This window comes from Endozoicomonas sp. Z74 (assembly GCF_057680865.1).
In genome coordinates, this window is record NZ_JBLYZI010000109.1 from 1 (window position 1) to 17,181 (window position 17,181).

The following is a 17,181-nucleotide window of genomic DNA, read 5'->3' on the forward strand; positions in this document are numbered from 1 at the left end:
GGGTCTGAACCCGGAGGTCTACAAAAGTGTCACTGAACTCACCGGTATCGTAGGAGGGTGTAGCCTGACGCCACTCGATCCCTTCGACGGCAAAAACCACATTGCTGAATACCAGAAGTACACTGACTAACAGCCTTGACAAACTGCCCTGTATCATTGGAATCCTATCTATACGACATTGTTATTGTTTATTATTGGCTGCCATCTTAACGAATCTTTTGATTAATCGAAAGCCTTCAAATTAAGGTAGCGGAGTCATGGCTGATTCTGTTAATCACTTCTACCTGGTCTGATGGCTGTTCATTGACGTTCTGGCTGGATTTTTTCTGACTCCTTTAATATTATGCATCCGTCGTATTTATAATAAACACCATAAAAACGAAGTTGAATCCAATAGGTAGACCATGGAAAGCAATAACAAGCAGCTCGGTTTTACCCTGATCGAAATCATGGTTGTGGTGGTCATTCTTGGAGTACTTGCAGCCATGGTGGCTCCAAAAATTCTCAGCCGGCCCGACCAGGCCAAAGTTACGGTTGCCCAGTCTGATATTGATACGATTTCTCAAGCCCTTGAATTATACCGTCTCGACAACGGCATTTACCCCACCACAGATCAGGGCCTGGATGCTCTGGTTAACAAACCGGCCTACGGTCCTGAAGCCAGACGCTGGAATGAAGAGGGTTACCTCAAGCAAGCGCCCCAAGATCCCTGGGGGAATGAGTACATTTACCTGCAGCCTGGAAATCATGGCAAGTTTGACCTGTTTTCCGTGGGCGCGGATGGCCGTGAAGGAGGTGAGGGGCTGAGCAAAGACATCACCAATTGGAGCGCAGAGAGCTGAAATTTCATGATTGGGGGATCTTTGTTGTATGTCTATATCCTCACCGGATTTGAACACAGGGGCACCCGCTCCATTTGAGCGCCTGCCTTTTTACTTTGCCAAGAAGCATGGCATTGTTTTGACGGCGGGCGAACAGGGTATTACCGCCTGCTATCACGAACTTCCCCCGCTGGATATTCTTTCAGAAGTGCTTCGTTTTTCCGGGAAAGATGTTCAATTTTCTCAGCTCTCTGCTCAATTGTTTGATCATCTTCTAGCCACTGCTTACCAGGGGGATAGTTCAGAAGTTCTCCTGGATGCCGCGGTGGTCAGTGAGGATATTGACCTGGGGGATCTTGCTGAATCCCTCCCTGTTACAGAAGACCTGCTTGAGCAGGCAGATGATGCCCCGGTTATTCGTCTGATCAATGCTCTGCTGACCGAAGCGGTTCGGGAAGGGGCTTCCGACATTCATATCGAGTCTTTTGAGCAGGCTCTGGTCGTCCGGATTAGAGTTGATGGTCTTTTAAAAGAGATTCTTCGACTTCAGAGGGGGTTATCCAGCTTGCTGATTTCCCGTATCAAGGTGATGGCGAGACTGGATATTGCTGAAAAGCGAATTCCTCAGGATGGTCGAATATCCCTGAAAATTGCCGGTAAAGAGGTGGATGTAAGGGTCTCGACACTGCCTTCCAATAGTGTTGAGCGGGTTGTGCTGCGCTTGCTGGATAAAGCCGCTGGTCGACTGGATCTCGGGCATTTGGGAATGTCGAAGGAAGGGCGCCGGACAATGGAGCAGCTACTGGCCAGGCCCTATGGCATCATCCTGGTGACGGGGCCGACAGGATCAGGTAAAACCACTTCACTTTATGCCAGCCTTGAACACCTCAATGAATCCCGCCGCAATATTCTCACCATTGAAGACCCGGTTGAATACAACCTGGATGGTATCGGCCAGACCCAGGTTAATCCCAAGGTTGACATGACGTTTGCCCGGGGGCTGAGGGCCATTCTGCGGCAGGATCCGGATGTGGTGATGGTTGGGGAGATCCGGGATTCTGAAACGGTGGGGATCAGTGTTCAGGCCAGCCTGACCGGCCATCTTGTGCTCTCAACACTGCATACCAATACTGCTGTAGGAGCACTGACCCGCCTCCAGGATATGGGTATAGAGCCTTTTCTATTGTCGTCCAGTTTGCTGGGTATTCTGGCTCAGCGACTGGTGAGGGTGCTGTGTGAGCATTGCCGTGAGTCCTGTCAGGCAACGGCTGAAGAGTTAAGCCTGATGGGCTTTCAGCAGTCTGAAGCAGTGAAGCTTTATCGGGCGGTCGGGTGTTCAGAGTGTAATCAAAGTGGGTACCGTGGGCGGACCGGGATTTATGAAATTCTTCCAGTGGATGAGCACGTTCGTCGTTTGATTCACTCGGGAGTGGGTGAACAGGAAATACTGGATCATGTGCGTTCCTATACGTCCAGCCTGCAAAGTGATGGATTTCGTAAAGTGCTTGCAGGGGAAACCACGCTGGAAGAAGTACTCAGAGTAGTGCAGGAAGGCTGACTATGGCGGCATATGAGTATACTGCCCTGGACCATTCTGGAAGGCGGCAAAAAGGCTCTCAGGAAGCAGACAGTGGTCGGCAGGTTCGGCAGAGCCTCAGGGATCGGGGATGGACCCCTTTGTCCGTTGAGCCAGTAAAAGGCCAGGCTGAGCAGGGAGGGCGTTCAAAAACTGTTCTATGGCAGCGAGGTGTATCGGGCCGTGAGTTGGCCACACTTACCCGGCAGATGGCAACTCTGGTGCAGGCAGCAATGCCCGTTGAAGAAGTACTGTATGGCGTGGCCCTGCAACAGGAGAAAAAACACCTGAAGAATCTGCTGATGTCTGTGCGTTCCCGGGTTCTGGAAGGTTATCCATTAGCAAAGAGCATGCAGGCTTATTCCTCTGTGTTTCCGGATATGTATCGGGCCACTGTGGCTGCAGGCGAGAAATCCGGGTTTCTGGATAAGGTGCTAAACCAGCTTGCGGATTATACCGAGAACCGGATGCACTCTATGCAGAAAGTGCAACAGGCACTGATTTACCCGGTGATTCTCATGCTGGCTTCTTTTGTGATTGTTGGTTTTCTCCTGGGCTTTGTCGTGCCTGATATTATCAAAATTTTTATTGACACCGGGCAAGCCTTGCCCGGGATAACCCTTGTTCTGGTTGCAACCAGTGGATTTTTTCAGAGTTATTGGCTGGCAGTTACCCTGTCTCTGACGGTTGTTTGGCTGCTCTTTCGTCAGGTGCTTAAGAGGCCTCCTGTGCGGTTGCAGTGGGATCGATTGTTGTTGAAGCTCCCATTCATTGGTCGGTTCATTCGTGCGCTGAATACGGCTCGTTTTGCCAGTACTTTGAGCATCCTTACTCGAAGTGGTGTGCCTCTGGTGGAAGCCCTGGGTATTGCTGGGCAAGTGGTCGACAATCAGGCGATTCGCCTTGCTATTCAAGCGGTTTCCAGGGCGGTCAGTGAGGGCAGTAGCCTTTACAGGGCCCTTGATGACACAGGGTGTTTCCCCCCCCTTATGTTGCACATGATCAATAGTGGTGAAGCAACAGGGGAGCTGGATGCAATGCTGGAACGGACGGCGACCAGTCAGCAAATGGAATTGGATGGTCGTATTTCTTTGACCCTTGGGTTGTTCGAGCCATTGATGCTGGTTGTTATGGGAGGGATTGTCATGTTGATTGTTATGGCCATTCTTTTACCCATTCTCAATATGAACCAGCTGTTGGGCTGACTGATGATAAGAAAAAAGAGCCATGGTTTTACCCTGATCGAGTTGCTGGTTGTGGTGTTTATTATTGGCATCCTGCTTGGAGCAGCGATGTTGGGTTCAGCGCCAGCTTTTCAGGGGAATGAGCTGGCAGAGCAGTCAAATCGACTGGTTCGCTTGTTTGGATTGCTGCGTGATCGGGCCTTGTTAGATAATCGGGCTTATGGTTTTTCCATCGACCAAAAGGGCAACTATCTATGGTGGCAGTTTCGCCAGGAACGTCAGGTCTGGATGAAGTTGTCTGAAAAACCCTGGCAGCCTTATCGCCTGGGAGAAGGGGGTGATGTTGACCTGAAATTGGCTGGTCAACACCTTGAGAACGACGAATACAGCATAGACCAACCTGTCATTGTGCTGTTTTCAGATCGGCAGGTTACCCCTTTTACACTGGGGATTATGGGGGAGAGGGGTGAAAGAATAATAGTGAGTACCGACGGGTATAACGATGTACTTGTTTCTCCATAATCACCGAGGCTTCACTCTGGTTGAAGTGATGGTGGCTTTGATGATTTTTGCCAGCGCTGCTGGTTTGTTAATGCTCTCGGATGGTAATAGTGTACGACAGATCAGGCAGCTGCAGGAACGGGTTTTGGCGGCCCAGGTGGCTGAAAACCATCTTGATCAGTTGCATGCCGGGATCAAACCCGCCGTTGAAAAGAAAGCTCGATACGCTGAGCGGGATTGGGTGATTCGAGAGCATTGGCAAGACGCCAGTTATGGAGGTTTGAGAAAGGTAAGGGTTGACGTTTTCTCTGACTCAAAACCCCTGAATGAGAACAGCGTGCCTGTTTACTATCTTCTTTCTTATGTAAGAGGTGGGGCATGACAGGGAAAGTGGACAGTGGTTTTACTCTATTGGAGTTGATGATTGCCATCTTGTTATTTTCCATGATCAGCACTGCATCTTTTAAGTTGTTCTCGTCAGTGAATGCCACACAGCAGAAAGGCCAGAAGACTCTGAATGACCTGGCGGACTTAAGGCGGGCAAGGGGGCTGGTGCAGCAGGACTTGCTGCAAATGACAGCAAGGCCGGTTCGGGATGGTTTTGGTGATTTGCAATCTGCAGTTCAGGCAGGGGAATACAATGAGTATCTTCTGGAGTTTACCCGGGCTGGCTGGCAAAACCCTCTCAATGAAGCAAGAAGTCGATTGCAGCGAGTGGCTTATCGTCTTGAGCGGGATCAACTGGTGAGGTATTTCTGGCCTGTTCTCGATAGGGCTCAGGACACTGAACCCACTCGTCAGGTTTTATTAGAGGGGGTTTTGGACTTAACTTTTCGATTTATGGATCAACAAAAGCGATGGCAAAACCGTTGGCCTGCTCAGGAAGAGATTGGGGGGCAGGGAAGGGAAAAAACGGATCGTTGGGATTTTCTGCCAGTGGCCGTGGAAATGACTCTAAATAGCCAGAGCTATGGAAAGATCTTTTTTGTGCTCCCCCTGGTGGGGTTTTCAGAAAAGGCGGCCTGAATGTATTTTGCAAAATTGCCTGTATTCTTTAACTCAACTCGCCAGCCTCCCGGGACAATGAAAAAGGTCAATTTGTGCCCTGATAAGGGGGATAAAAGAAAACCGTGTTTTCAGTGTATCGGGCATAAGCAGGAAGGACTTGCTCTGATCTATGTGCTCCTGGTTTTCAGCATTATCACAGTTATGGCCAGTAAGATGCTGTCGAATCTTTGGCTGGAAACTCAGGCTGGCACTCACTTTCTTGAGCAGGTTCAAGCCAGGCAATACGCTCTTGGGGGGGAGCATTATGCTGGCCTGGTTCTGGAGCAGGATTTTCAGAGTGATCAGGAGCGTCGAAGGCCGGTTGATGTTCATTCAGAGCAGTGGGCCAAGCGCATTCATGATGATTCTCTTGAGGAAGGTCTGGTGGTTATTGTTATCAAGGATGCGCAGGCAGGCATTAATTTGAATGCTTTGTTAGAAGAAGGTGGTCACCAGGGAGCAATGGCTTCTGTTCTATCGCGTTTATTGGCCAATCAGGGGTTGGGTGCTGGGCTCCTTTACAAAATCCTTGACTGGCAGGACCGGGATCAGCGAACCCGTCCTGGCGGTGGGGAGGATGAAGCTTACTTGTTGGCAAAACAGCCCTATCGAACAGCCAGTGGCGAGCTGGTTTCTTCTTCAGAACTTGCTTTGCTGGATTCTATCGGTTCCAACGAACTTGCGCTTTTGTTGCCCTGGATTTCGACGTTGCCGGAAGGGGGGCAGTTGAATATCAATACTGCGCCTGCGGAAGTGCTTATGTCTCTTGTTGATCAAATAACGGAATTGCAGGTGAAGACAATTATAGAGGCTCGAAAAGAGCAGGGGGTTAGTGGTTTCAGTGAACTGTCCGGCATTGCCGAGCTGATGCCCATTATGCATGAGCTGAGAAAGTTGCCACTGGGTTTTTCGAGCCAGTATTTCCAAGTCTACATAAAAGCCCGGTATCGTGATTCAAATTTCTATCTGCGTAGTTTGATCTACCGGAACAAGGATGGGGGGACACGGGTTGTGGAGCGGGAGGTTGGGTATAACGGGTCCTGGCCTGATCTGACAAAGGAGGTAATCAGTGGCTGAGACATTGTTTATTAGACCTGAACCATTGGCTCATGACCTGGATTCAAAGGCGGTTATAGACTGGCTGCTTCTTGATACAAATGCGGAAGAGCCTTTATGCCAAGGGCGGTGTGCTCTTGAAGATGTTCTGGAAGAGCTGTCTACGGGATACAGCGAGGCATTAGATGGAGGAACTGTTTTCACTCAGGTGGTTGTATTTCTTTCCAGTGGTCAGGTTTGTACGAAGCGGGTTCGTGTAAATAAAAGCCAGAAAAAACATCTAAAATCTGCTCTGCCCTATATGGTTGAGGAAGACCTGGCAGAAGATGTTAGCAGCATGCACTTTGTGTATCAGCTTGAGGATGACACGGCGATTCTGGCGGGGATCGGTCATGAGCGAATACAGCGATTGTTGGCTATTTTTTCGCAGTCCGGTTTAGTGGTTAATGAGCTGGTTCCAGAGACGCAGTTACTATTTGATCCTGAGAGTGGTCTTAGAATCATCGCTGAGTCTGGCAGGTGGTGGATAAAAGTACCTGAGCATGCAGGCTGCCTGCTCCCTGAGAGTCTGGCTGAAAATGTGTTGAAAGTGGTAGTCGATCAGTTACCTGAACGTCATTTGGACCAACCCATTCCTGCCCATGTGCACAATTTTGATACCAATAGTTCCTTAATTCCTTTTCTGGATAACCTGAAAAACAGCACCGTTGCTTCTGGTTTTGCTTGGAAAGAGCAAAACCATGGCGAAAGTTATTTGCTCTTTCTTGCTCGAAACCATCGCGATAAAAAGGGGCAGTTTCTGAATTTACGATCGGGGCAATACCGGTGTGAACAACAGGCATTGAGCCGCAGAGCTCGATGGAAGCCTATTATACTGGCTGCTGTCATTGGTTTTTTTGCACATTTGACGATGTTAGTGGGTAAAGGGTGGGTTTTTCAGAAGCAAGCAGATTTCTATTGGCAAAAAAACACTGAACTTTACCTAAGGGTTTATAAAAATGACCGACAAGTGCGTGCGGCGGCTCTGAAGCCTCCGGGTATGTTGAGCATACAGCGTAGACTGGAGAGTCGGTTGAAAGAGCAGTCAACAAGAAGAGGCTCGAGAGAGCTCTTGCCGTTTTTGGAAAAGACAGGAAAGGCTTTGGCTACTCTGGATGAAAATTCTGTTCTTACTCGAAGTCTGGATTATAACGCTGTGAATGGTCGTATGACCCTTGAGTTCACAGGGAGCTCGCTTATGGTGATTGACCAGCTTTTAGCGGCAATGAAGGCACAGGCGCTTTCAGTCCAGCTTTCCAGCGCCGACCAGGATAGTGGAGAGGTTAGTGCTCGAATGGTGGTTACATTATGAGAACTCTACAGGTGTTGATGTCCAGTACTTTTATGGAGCAATTGCTTCATCGTTTTCGGGGATTGCCCTCCCGTGATCAGCAGGCACTGCTGATCCTGTGGGGGGGGTTAGTAGTAGCATTTTTGTATTTTATCATCTGGGAGCCTGTTTATAGTTGGCAAAGTAGTGTTGAAAAAACGTATCAAAATGAGAAGGCCAGTTATCATTGGATTCAGGAGAATATAGAGCGAGTAGAAACTGTCTATTTGTCACAGCCTGTCAGTGAGTTTACGGGTAGTTTGTCTTCACAGGTTTCAAACTCAGCAATAGCAGCGGGTTTATCGATTAGCAGAATACAGCCTGAAGATGAAGGGGTGAGGGTCTGGGTGGAGCAGGTTTCATATCAACAACTGGTTCCCTGGTTGCAGGTCCTCGAGCAAAAAAAACGTTTGGTGATTGAACAGGCACAGGTTGTTGAAAAAAGCGATGCAGGTCAATTAAGTGTATTCCTTCGAATTGCCAAGGATATAATGTAGGTTTACAAGTATTTGCTCCATGGCCCGTAACCGTGACAAACCCACATAAAAATCATGAACCCCATTGTTTTTATTATGTAAATATCAAATTCTAACAGTCGTACCTAACGGAATAAAAAGTTGCTCTAAGCTCCTTACCCCTTGAGTTTACTGGGATTCTGGCCTAAAAAACGCCACAGCTTTGCCTAATGAGCCAATTAATACTACTATATGGCTCATGATGTGAGCCGATTAATTATTATTTTCGGCTCAAATATGAACGGACTGAGGCTCGGCAAATGGATGATTTTCAATTCGTAAAATGGATCTGGCAGCATGATGGCTGGCCTGATCTTCACTGGCAGGAAGAATCTGTTCAGCCACTACTGCGAAGCACACGGCTGCAGCTTGGTATTTTAATTGGGAAATCTGGTTCTGGTGTAGACGATGACAATAGCTCTGTACTGAATACCTTGCTGGAAAATATCATCACCTCCTCCGCCATTGAAGGAGAGCGCCTTAATGCTCAGTCGGTACGATCTTCACTGGCACAGCGACTGGATTTGTCGGGTTGCGGTGATGCTTCATATCCAACGACAGAGAGAACAGAAGGACTAGCCGAGTTGATGATGGATGCCATCACCAACCTGGATACCCCGTTAACTGTTGATCGGCTGTTTCAATGGCATCGCTGGCTATTTCCTGAGAGCGAAAGTTCCCTTTTTACCAACCCTGTTCAAGCCGGGCAGCTCAGAGGGGATGCACCTATGCAGGTTGTGTCCGGGCGTATTGATCGCCCTATTGTCCACTTTGAAGCTCCTCCGGGGGCTCGTTTGAAAACAGAGTTATCGTGCTTTCTAAGCTGGTTTAACCAGAGCAAAAAGAATGATGCATACGATCCTTTACTGCGAGCCGCTATCAGTCATTTATGGTTTGTAACGATTCATCCTTTTGATGATGGTAATGGTCGTTTGACCCGGGCCATCACTGATTTGGCTTTAGCCCAGGCGGATGCCCAGAGTATCCGCTTGTATGCTATGTCACGGCCTATTTTGGATAATCGGAAAGATTATTATTCCATTCTTGAAGAAACTCAGAGAGGCGATACTGATATTACGAGATGGCTGGTCTGGTTTTTACAAATGCTCGAAAAAACAATTCAGTCGTCATTATTAAAAATTGACCGAACTCTTCAGAAGACACGCTTTTGGCAACGGTTTCACGATGCAGGTTTATCGAAGGAACAAATCAAGGTTCTGAACCGGTTGCTTGATGGCGGCGAAAAAGGGTTTGAGGGTGGCATCAGTGCGTCTCAATATCAGAAGGTGGCCAAGGTTTCTAAAGCTACAGCGACCCGCCATTTATCTAATTTATTAGAGAGGGGTTGCATTGAGAAGTTGCCTGGCGGAGGGCGTAGCACTCGTTATCAGGTTGTATACTAGCCACATTAAAAAAGGAGCGTCAGGATCAACAGGTGGCAGCCCTCCCCTGACGTACACTCACAGCTCGAACACTGGAGGTGTACGTCAATCATATCGACTAGCACTTCTAAATACAATGGCTTACCCCTCCGTAAAAAGTCCTTGAAATATGCGCGCAGTTACTGCAAAGTCATATATAAAGGACTCAGTGATTGCCATACAAAAAATGAACACCTTCAAAGACCGTATTAATTACATACTCGCAGGACGAAAACTGTTCCCTTGGGTACGAAGTCTCGGTGCATCGCGCGGAGCCGCAGAAAATATTGGGAAGGGTGTTGTCCCTGGCCCCGAAATACTTACTGCGATCATGCGGCAAGAGAATATCGATATTACCTGGTTAACAACAGGCAAAGGAACCCCTTTCCTGGTTAATAGGTGTGACGATGAAGACGAATACCTAGAGCACATTAAAGAACTTCAGTCATTTACAAATCCTGAAAAACTTTTTTTGTTTACCGACGGTTCTACTGTTGTTATTGCGTTCTATTCCCAAACTAAATACATCTACAAGGATAAAACCATCAGTTACTTGTCTCGTGACTTTTTAACTGGCCCTTATAAGCAGGCCATTTATCAGTATATTACTCACGGCATATCCGGTTCTGCTACCGCTGTCTATTACCTTTCACCGAATGAAATAAAAAAACTGGCTTCCGGGAGGTTAAGTCCATCAAGTATTGAATTTCGTGAATCCGACATGAGCATTCTTCCAAATCCCGATAATGCCAGAGTGAATCCTGCCAGTTTAACGAACAGTTTTTCATCATCAGGCCATGGAGACCTGTCCATTCCTGTCTTGCAATCAGTCCTTCAGACGGTGCGTAAGCTCTCACACGAAGAAAGTAACGAAGTGTTAAATATTGAACAAGAATCAAGAGTTGTAGCTGCTGCATATAAATACTCGCTCATGAATAAGTTGCAACCAGAGCCTCAAGTAATCCAAGCCATGATGGATGTCGTTGTAGGAGAGTAATAAAGTTGCATACTGGAAATGGGCCCCGGCCTGCAAAACTGCTTTTACGTCAGAAAACGCCACTAACCCACTGTTTATAAATCAGAAATTGAAAAATCTAACGGCCGTGCCTTGTTACCGTCCTTCCCGAATAGTTATCAACCATCTAATCCGCTGCCCTTACCGCCTCGAAGGGTGGGGCGTATACCCTTGCAGAACCATTCCCGCCAGGGTGTAGGCGGATTCCGGCAAGAGTGGGTCACTGGCCTTCCCGGCTTTTTCCGCTTTGGCCTCCGGCGGGTTACTGAACACCTGCAAGTGCTTCAGTAATGCACCGTACTGCGCTTCACTGCGGATGTTTTCCATGGTTGTGTAATCCAGGTATTCAATGAGCGTAAACAGCCGCTCCTGCAAATGCATTTTCAGGATCGAGCCGTGGTAAGGCAGGGCCTGGGTTTCATCATAATGCACAGTGGTTTTGAAGTGCTTGCGGATGGTTTCGGGGTGCAGTGCGCGGACGGTCAAGTTGAACGTCTCCCGGTTGTTGGCGGTGATACTTAACACCCCTTCTGGCAGCAGTAACAGCATCCAGCCACCTCCTTTTGTTTTTTTGGGTTAACGCCAGGCGCCGGGGCCTGTTGCTGTTAATGCTAGAGCATGGATCCCGGCTTCTCCACCCTCCCCATTCTTTGCCCTGCCTGACGCTGATAGACGCGCCAGAGGACCTGGGGTTTGGTATCGAAATGTCCCTGAAATATTAAAAAATACACCTGTATGACTGATAATCATAATTATCAGTCACAGAATATGATACATGCTTCAATTTCAGACTTTATATATAATGTTATATTACATATTACGTAATACGTTACAAAATAAACAGGGCTACCCTGGCAAGGCTGGAATCAATCACATTTCCACCAGGACCCGACAACAGAAGAAGAGGGCTCAACAATGGGATTGGCAGGCACACAACTGGTTAATCGTCAGAGCATGACGGAAATCGTCGCACAGCGGGATAAGGCGCTCGATCTGACCCGCCAGGGGATTGAGCTGTTGCGCCAGGCAGATGAGGCCTTTGCCCGGGCCTCCCTGGACTCCCTTGGCCTTTTCAGGTGCTTGCAGCGCACCGACTGGCATGTCACCGACCACGACAGCACCTATGCCGACCGCAGAAGCAGTGATTTCATGAAAAAAGTTCAGGCGCGGCTGGACTCCGCAGTCTGGCAACGGCTGGTGAACACCTGCCGCATCAACGACCTGATGGACCGGAAGCAGGAATCGGAATTGCAGGAACAACTGAGCGAAAACCCTCCAGAAGTCACCACCGAAACGTGCATGGCCATCTTGCAGAGCCTTTACGAGAACCGGGGCGACACCTTTCGCCAGTCCCTGATCAACCTGTTCCGACGACTGAACCACCGGGCTTATACGTCCAACTCGGCTTTCAGGATCAACCGCCGTATGATTATGCAAAATGCTTTTGACTACTCATTGGGATACGATTCCAGGGCAGAACTGAGCGACCTGCACCGGATCACTCAAATCCTTCAGGGCCACAAGCGACCTAGCAAGACTAACGACCTGGCATCTGCTGTGGGGGCTGCGATCATGAACAGTCAGCCAACACTGGATTACGGGGATTTTCATATCAAGCTATTCCAGAACGGCAACCTGCACATCTATATCACCAATGATGCTCTGGTGAGAAAGGTTAACGATGTTATAGCCGGACATTACGGGGAGTCGCTGCCAGAAGAGCGGCGCTATGGGTAAGGAGTGAAACCATGAAAAAGCACACACTCAATAATATTCTGGCCTCAGCCATCACCTATTTTGCTATCGGAGCCTTGATTGTTGCAGGCATGAAAACCGTGGACTGGCTGATACCAAGCCCGGAGAGAAAAACCAATCTGATGGTCTGTGTATCAGACAGCAATGGCAAGGTGGGACGCTGCAAACCCTTTGATGATTTCGTAAAGACCTCAGAACCGGACAGCAATATTCTGGCCAGTGGAGAATAATGGTGCGATTTAACCCACGAATCCTTCTGTTGCCATTCATGGCCATCTTTGAACTGGCCCTCATTGGCATCTGCAATTCACTGGCTTTTATCAATGTTATGTGGGCAACGGCGATCCAAGACTGGTCCTGCAAGCTACCGGAAGTCGAGTGGTACATAAAATGAACACAAAAATAAAAGCCCTGCTCCAGCAAGTAAAAAATCGCTGGGAACTTATACTGGTTAGCCTGTTGTTTCTCATTCTGGCTGGGCCTCTGGCCATTACCGCTTTTACCTTAGCAGTAAACTACTGGGTCGATCATTTCTGGCTCAGTCTCTGGGCTTCGAGCATCTTGTTGGTCCTTTTAGTGCGGTATTTCACCACCCACCAACGTCAACAACCGATCAAAACACTCGCACAGGCCGCCCAGGTTTTCTTTGTTTTGTCAGATTATATGGACGCAACCGGTGCAGAAAAGCTGCCCCGTGCTCGTAATGACAAATACGAACTGATTGTCCGTCGCCTACCGGACTAGGGTACTCCAGAACCTGAAATCAATGCAGCCAGCCGGTATCGGCTGCATTATAAGATAAGTTAATTAGTTCTAAGGTAAGCCTAACTTTACACATTCGAGGAAAAGATCCATGGCACGACGCGCCAGATACACCGATGAAATGATCCTAAAAGCAGCCAAGAAACTGGAAAAAGAAGGCAGGGATATATCACCATGGACAGTCAGAATAGAGTTGGGAGGCGGCAAGGTCAGTCGCATCGAGCGGGTGCTTGCTGATAATGAAGTGATCGCCATGAAAAACCAGCCCACAGCGGTTAAGCAGGTGCTTTCCCTGGCCAGTAAGGTCTGTGACAAACAGGAAGATGAAATCATACATCTGACCCATCAGCTGGATCAGCTCACGGCAAACAACAGTCAGATCTCTACCGCGTTTAACCAGTCACTGCGCACGGTTTCCGGACTGGAAGCAGCCAATGGTAAAAAGGACCAACAACTCAGCCAGCTTCGTTCCCAGATTGCAGATCTGAAAAAAGAGGTCGAGAAGGAGCGGCAGCTTGCGTCAGAAATGCGGGGCCAGAGTCAGGCTTTTGAAAAACAGATCAGCACGCTTCAGGCAGATAACAATGAGCTGAAACAGGAAAACAAAGAGCTTCAAAAAGAGGTCGGACAACTCAGTGGCCAGCTGGAATCAGCACGGACCAATGAGAAGACCTCAAAATCCCCAAGAGCCCGGAAAAAATGACTCTCTACATCGACACTGAAACCACCGGTCTCACGAAAAAAGATGAAATGGTAGAGATCGCCATAATTGACGACGACCAGGTGTTACTGAACACCCTGGTCAAACCTGTGCATCATCAACAATGGCCAGAAGCCGAGGCCATTCACGGCATCTCTCCCGACATGGTTGCAGATGCGCCAACGTACTCGTCATTAGCCGATCAAATAAAATCCATCGTGCGTGGACAGGAAGTGGTGATCTATAACGCCGATTACGACTCCCAGTATTTACAAGACGAGCTAACAGCAGCAAAACAGGTGCACTGCTGTATGTTGTCCTTTTCAAGGGAATATGGGGAATGGAATGATTATCACGGCAACTACACATGGCAGAAACTGACCACGGCTGCCCGTTACGTTCAGCACCAGTGGACAGGCGAGGCACACCGGGCGCTGGCCGATGCCGAAGCGTGTCGATCCGTCTGGCAATACCTGCTGGATCCGGAAGAGAAGACTCGGGTTAAGGCTATCCGGAAAGAGATTGAACAAACTCAGGAAGCAAAGCGGGCTCTTGCAAGCCAGATCTGGCATCGCCAAAGGCAAGAAGAAAAATCAGCACAAGCTTGGTCCGAATTTCTGGACGTGTGGTGGCTGCGACAACCCAGAGAGTCCCACTGGATCAACCAACTGCCCAGATACCATGAACAGCGTATCGACGCTTTCTGTCAGGTATTTTTCAACAAGCCTTGGTGGATGGTGGCATTGGAAGATGAGGCCAACCAGGTCTACCGGCGAAAAAAAGATATTCCGGTCAACTTGGTTGCAAAAGGGCATTTTCGGAAAAGCATCGACTGTAACTGTGGCAAGTGGTTTGAAGATTTTTTAAAACCCAGTGGTGCGGTGTTCATTGGCAAAAAGACCGCTTGGCAACTTTATGATGTGAGTGAATATGATCGCATAAAAGCAGAGTTCCCGTTACGTTTTTCAGCTGTTTCACGACACAAACTGTTTACAAAAAGTGAAGCAAAAAAGATGGGAGTTGATGTTTCACAACTGGAACCGGTGAGTGAGCAACAAACCGGCTATGGCCAGTGGTACTACCTCTACCGGATTTCTGAGCACCATGTCTCAACAGAGCAAAAACCCGTTTTTGAGGAAAGTTAAATGGCCAGATCCGGCATCACCTATACCGAAGTATCCAACGTCTGCAACTCCCTCAGTGCTCAGGGTGTGCGACCCACGGTGGACCGAATCCGTGAACAACTCGGAACCGGCTCCCGAACCACCATTAATGAGTACAAGCGGCAGTGGGAAGCCCAATCTTCTGGTCAGCTCAACCAGCCCGGAAACATCAGTGAGAGCATTCAACAGCTGATCACCCAACTGAGTGAACAGCTTAACGCCGAGGCTCTGGCCATCAATGAGCAAAAAGAGCAGGCTCACCAGAAGGAAATGGCTGAGAAAGACGAGCTGCTAAAGGAGGTTGAACGACGCCATGAAACCCTGCAATCGAAAACAGACGCTCTGGAACAAAACCATCTCTCGTTAAAGTCACGGTATGACGATAATGAAAAAAACCTGAAGCAGGAAATAGAACTTCGATCCACCGCTGAAACAGAAACCCGCCAAAAAACCGCTCAGCTTGCACAGCTCGAACAACATAACCGGTCCCTGGAGGAAAAGCATCAGCAGGCCCGACAGGCATTGGAGCATTACCGCCAGGCAGCACAGGAACAGCGACAGCAGGATCAACAGCGATGGGAACAGAGCCAGAACCAGTTCCAGCAGGAAATCAAACACTTGCGCGATGCCCTGGCCAGTAAAAACTCGGAACTGTCGGCTCTCAATCAACAGAATGGAAGCCTGGTCGCTGAAAAACAGGGGCTGGATCGACAGTTGCGACTCTCTGAACAGCAGGTACGGGAACTTCAGGACAAATTAACGGCCTCAGAGAGCACCGGGAAAGATCTGGTCACCAAAACACTGGAGCAGGCCGAACAGCTCAGCACCGTTAAAATTGAAGCTGGGCAGCTGAGACATTCCATAGAAATGGAGAAACAGCACAGGTTACAGGTAGAGTCTGAAATCAAAGCACTTCATAAGGAAAAGTCAGAAGCAGAGCTAAGACACCAGGAAGAGCAGAAACAGCTGAAAAAAACCATCGATGATCTTAAAGCTCAGATGGCTAAAAGCAAGGTCGCAAAACGCCCTAAACGGTAAACCCAAAGGTGCGTAATGCTATAAGGTTAGTTAGTATTGGTAAGTTAGTTAGGTTAGAAATGTATTCAGGGGTAACAGCATGGCTCGACGCGCGACGTACACGGATGAAATGATACTGGAGGCCGCCGGGAAACTGAAAAAAGAAGGCAGGGATATATCACCATGGGCAGTCAGAATGGAAATGGGTGGCGGCAAGGTCAGCCGTATTGAGCGAGTACTGTCTGAAAACGAAGTTACTGTCATTGACACACAACATGCCGTCATAGAGCAGCTACTCTCCCTTCCAAGCCAATTCGTACCCCAGGTAGAGGAGATCCAGCAGGCCATTCACACTGCTGCCTGTGAGATGTGGAGGACCGCCATCGAGATGGCTGAAAACCGGGTTCGGGATGAATTCACAGCAGCCAACAAAGCCAAGAATGACGCGTTGAGCCAGATCAGCCTGGCTAGTCAGGTCAGCGATAAACAGGAAGAAGAGATTGACTTTCTCAGCGATCAGGTTGGGTCATTGGGTCTGGCCAAAGATGGCCTGCAGCATGAGGTACAGCAAAGCCAGAAAAAAATAGCAGCACTTGAAGCGACCAATAAAGAGAAGGATGGACTGATCACTCAGTTACGAAAGAAGCTAGAAGGCCTGGAGGAGGGAGTAGAAAAACAGAGGCAGCACGCGTCAGAAATGCGTGGTGAGAGCCGAGCGCTTGCAAAGCAAATAGAGACCCTTCATGTAGACAATGACGAGTTGAAATTGGAAAACAAGGCGCTTCAGAAAAAGGTGGGAGAGCTGTCCGGAAAATTGGAGGCGGCAAACGTTCTCCCGAAAAGGCAGTGATCAACTTTTATTAACTGTGCGGCTATCCTACAGGTGGCTGCGGTAAAACCATAAGAGCCCTGCCGTTAAACAAGCCAAGGTGTTTGACCTAATGTTATAGGTTTCCTGCATAATTCATCTTTTTTTGCACATGTGCAAAATTTTGGGGTAGGGGGGGGCTAAAACTAATTCAAGTGAAGGGGTTGCATATTCGGAATAAAGGGTAAGATAAGGGTAAAGGAAGCGTTTTTCGAGAGGGGAGTCATATGAAGTTTCAAGCGTTGTTTTGGTTGATTATATTAACCGCAATTACATCTATAAAGTGTAGTAGTTCAGACCTGATCTGACAGTCACCGATTTTTCAGAGGGTGTCTGTCAGGTCAAATTCAGGCTACAAATTTTTCCTTCCAGATCTCTTTGCCATCTATCAGAGTTTCCATTGGCGTTCTT

Annotated in this window: 19 protein-coding genes; 18 read left to right on the forward strand and 1 reads right to left on the reverse strand. The window is 48.5% G+C overall.

The annotated features are described in order from the left end of the window. The first annotated feature begins 404 nt into the window (after positions 1 to 404). From gspG to ACNRUY_RS22210, 11 genes are all read left to right on the forward strand, one after another. On the forward strand, positions 405 to 842 hold the full coding sequence (gspG, locus tag ACNRUY_RS22160; RefSeq protein WP_488113841.1) for a type II secretion system major pseudopilin GspG: 438 nt from the start codon (positions 405 to 407) through the stop codon (positions 840 to 842). Positions 843 to 870: 28 nt separating this feature from the next. Next, positions 871 to 2,379: a type II secretion system ATPase GspE gene (gene gspE, locus ACNRUY_RS22165; protein WP_488113842.1), complete on the forward strand. Its 1,509-nt coding sequence runs from the start codon at positions 871 to 873 to the stop codon at positions 2,377 to 2,379. A gap of 2 nt (positions 2,380 to 2,381) precedes the next feature. Beyond that, positions 2,382 to 3,602 (forward strand): type II secretion system inner membrane protein GspF, encoded by a 1,221-nt coding sequence (gene gspF, locus ACNRUY_RS22170; protein ID WP_488113843.1) that lies wholly within the window; start codon positions 2,382 to 2,384, stop codon positions 3,600 to 3,602. A gap of 3 nt (positions 3,603 to 3,605) precedes the next feature. After that, complete coding sequence (gene gspH, locus ACNRUY_RS22175) at positions 3,606 to 4,103, forward strand: type II secretion system minor pseudopilin GspH (RefSeq protein WP_488113844.1); 498 nt, start codon at positions 3,606 to 3,608, stop codon at positions 4,101 to 4,103. After that, positions 4,084 to 4,464, forward strand: a complete 381-nt coding sequence (gene gspI, locus ACNRUY_RS22180; RefSeq protein WP_488113845.1) for a type II secretion system minor pseudopilin GspI — start codon at positions 4,084 to 4,086, stop codon at positions 4,462 to 4,464. Before gspH ends, gspI begins: the two co-directional genes overlap by 20 nt. Further along, positions 4,461 to 5,108, forward strand: a complete 648-nt coding sequence (gspJ, locus tag ACNRUY_RS22185; RefSeq protein WP_488113846.1) for a type II secretion system minor pseudopilin GspJ — start codon at positions 4,461 to 4,463, stop codon at positions 5,106 to 5,108. The genes gspI and gspJ overlap by 4 nt, the downstream gene beginning before the upstream one ends. Positions 5,109 to 5,165: 57 nt before the next feature. Then, a complete protein-coding gene (gspK, locus tag ACNRUY_RS22190; protein ID WP_488113847.1) occupies positions 5,166 to 6,206 on the forward strand; it encodes a type II secretion system minor pseudopilin GspK in 1,041 nt (346 codons plus the stop codon). Then, entirely contained in the window at positions 6,199 to 7,536 is a 1,338-nt protein-coding gene (gene gspL / locus ACNRUY_RS22195) for a type II secretion system protein GspL (RefSeq protein WP_488113848.1), read from the forward strand. The genes gspK and gspL overlap by 8 nt, the downstream gene beginning before the upstream one ends. Further along, positions 7,533 to 8,051, forward strand: coding sequence for a type II secretion system protein M (locus ACNRUY_RS22200; RefSeq protein ID WP_488113849.1), 519 nt, complete (start codon positions 7,533 to 7,535; stop codon positions 8,049 to 8,051). Before gspL ends, ACNRUY_RS22200 begins: the two co-directional genes overlap by 4 nt. 278 nt (positions 8,052 to 8,329) lie before the next feature. After that, positions 8,330 to 9,472 (forward strand): Fic family protein, encoded by a 1,143-nt coding sequence (locus ACNRUY_RS22205; RefSeq protein ID WP_488113850.1) that lies wholly within the window; start codon positions 8,330 to 8,332, stop codon positions 9,470 to 9,472. A gap of 187 nt (positions 9,473 to 9,659) precedes the next feature. After that, positions 9,660 to 10,487 (forward strand): hypothetical protein, encoded by an 828-nt coding sequence (locus tag ACNRUY_RS22210; protein WP_488113851.1) that lies wholly within the window; start codon positions 9,660 to 9,662, stop codon positions 10,485 to 10,487. Between the two features lie 159 nt (positions 10,488 to 10,646). Here ACNRUY_RS22210 and ACNRUY_RS22215 read toward each other — a convergent pair whose 3' ends face one another. Then, entirely contained in the window at positions 10,647 to 11,054 is a 408-nt protein-coding gene (locus ACNRUY_RS22215) for a hypothetical protein (RefSeq protein WP_488113852.1), read from the reverse strand. Positions 11,055 to 11,420: 366 nt separating this feature from the next. On the opposite strand from ACNRUY_RS22215, the gene ACNRUY_RS22220 reads away from it, so the two are divergent. From ACNRUY_RS22220 to ACNRUY_RS22250, 7 genes are all read left to right on the forward strand, one after another. Continuing rightward, on the forward strand, positions 11,421 to 12,242 hold the full coding sequence (locus ACNRUY_RS22220; RefSeq protein WP_488113853.1) for a DUF4942 domain-containing protein: 822 nt from the start codon (positions 11,421 to 11,423) through the stop codon (positions 12,240 to 12,242). Positions 12,243 to 12,253: 11 nt separating this feature from the next. Continuing rightward, on the forward strand, positions 12,254 to 12,490 hold the full coding sequence (locus ACNRUY_RS22225) for a hypothetical protein (protein ID WP_488113854.1): 237 nt from the start codon (positions 12,254 to 12,256) through the stop codon (positions 12,488 to 12,490). Between the two features lie 160 nt (positions 12,491 to 12,650). Continuing rightward, entirely contained in the window at positions 12,651 to 13,004 is a 354-nt protein-coding gene (locus tag ACNRUY_RS22230) for a hypothetical protein (RefSeq protein ID WP_488113855.1), read from the forward strand. Positions 13,005 to 13,113: 109 nt separating this feature from the next. Beyond that, positions 13,114 to 13,725 carry a hypothetical protein gene (locus ACNRUY_RS22235; protein WP_488113856.1) on the forward strand — a complete coding sequence of 204 codons (612 nt, stop codon included), beginning with the start codon at positions 13,114 to 13,116 and terminating at the stop codon, positions 13,723 to 13,725. Continuing rightward, the gene (locus ACNRUY_RS22240) at positions 13,722 to 14,867 is read left to right on the forward strand and encodes a 3'-5' exonuclease (RefSeq protein WP_488113857.1); all 1,146 of its coding nucleotides are present in this window, start codon (positions 13,722 to 13,724) and stop codon (positions 14,865 to 14,867) included. The genes ACNRUY_RS22235 and ACNRUY_RS22240 overlap by 4 nt, the downstream gene beginning before the upstream one ends. Then, the gene (locus tag ACNRUY_RS22245; protein WP_488113858.1) at positions 14,868 to 15,923 is read left to right on the forward strand and encodes a DNA-binding protein; all 1,056 of its coding nucleotides are present in this window, start codon (positions 14,868 to 14,870) and stop codon (positions 15,921 to 15,923) included. It abuts the gene before it with no gap. A gap of 79 nt (positions 15,924 to 16,002) precedes the next feature. Further along, on the forward strand, positions 16,003 to 16,752 hold the full coding sequence (locus ACNRUY_RS22250) for a DNA-binding protein (RefSeq protein ID WP_488113859.1): 750 nt from the start codon (positions 16,003 to 16,005) through the stop codon (positions 16,750 to 16,752). The last annotated feature ends 429 nt before the right edge of the window (positions 16,753 to 17,181 follow it).

Excerpts from the sequence above, each read along its gene's own strand:
- gspG (WP_488113841.1), top strand. The coding sequence starts at position 405 with ATGGAAAGCAATAACAAGCAGCTCGGTTTTACCCTGATCGAAATCATG.
- gspE (WP_488113842.1), top strand. The coding sequence starts at position 871 with ATGTCTATATCCTCACCGGATTTGAACACAGGGGCACCCGCTCCATTT.
- gspF (WP_488113843.1), top strand. The coding sequence starts at position 2,382 with ATGGCGGCATATGAGTATACTGCCCTGGACCATTCTGGAAGGCGGCAA.
- gspH (WP_488113844.1), top strand. The coding sequence starts at position 3,606 with ATGATAAGAAAAAAGAGCCATGGTTTTACCCTGATCGAGTTGCTGGTT.
- gspI (WP_488113845.1), top strand. The coding sequence starts at position 4,084 with ATGTACTTGTTTCTCCATAATCACCGAGGCTTCACTCTGGTTGAAGTG.
- gspJ (WP_488113846.1), top strand. The coding sequence starts at position 4,461 with ATGACAGGGAAAGTGGACAGTGGTTTTACTCTATTGGAGTTGATGATT.
- gspK (WP_488113847.1), top strand. The coding sequence starts at position 5,166 with ATGAAAAAGGTCAATTTGTGCCCTGATAAGGGGGATAAAAGAAAACCG.
- ACNRUY_RS22200 (WP_488113849.1), top strand. The coding sequence starts at position 7,533 with ATGAGAACTCTACAGGTGTTGATGTCCAGTACTTTTATGGAGCAATTG.
- ACNRUY_RS22205 (WP_488113850.1), top strand. The coding sequence starts at position 8,330 with ATGGATGATTTTCAATTCGTAAAATGGATCTGGCAGCATGATGGCTGG.
- ACNRUY_RS22215 (WP_488113852.1), bottom strand. The coding sequence starts at position 11,054 with ATGCTGTTACTGCTGCCAGAAGGGGTGTTAAGTATCACCGCCAACAAC.
- ACNRUY_RS22220 (WP_488113853.1), top strand. The coding sequence starts at position 11,421 with ATGGGATTGGCAGGCACACAACTGGTTAATCGTCAGAGCATGACGGAA.
- ACNRUY_RS22225 (WP_488113854.1), top strand. The coding sequence starts at position 12,254 with ATGAAAAAGCACACACTCAATAATATTCTGGCCTCAGCCATCACCTAT.
- ACNRUY_RS22230 (WP_488113855.1), top strand. The coding sequence starts at position 12,651 with ATGAACACAAAAATAAAAGCCCTGCTCCAGCAAGTAAAAAATCGCTGG.
- ACNRUY_RS22235 (WP_488113856.1), top strand. The coding sequence starts at position 13,114 with ATGGCACGACGCGCCAGATACACCGATGAAATGATCCTAAAAGCAGCC.
- ACNRUY_RS22240 (WP_488113857.1), top strand. The coding sequence starts at position 13,722 with ATGACTCTCTACATCGACACTGAAACCACCGGTCTCACGAAAAAAGAT.
- ACNRUY_RS22245 (WP_488113858.1), top strand. The coding sequence starts at position 14,868 with ATGGCCAGATCCGGCATCACCTATACCGAAGTATCCAACGTCTGCAAC.
- ACNRUY_RS22250 (WP_488113859.1), top strand. The coding sequence starts at position 16,003 with ATGGCTCGACGCGCGACGTACACGGATGAAATGATACTGGAGGCCGCC.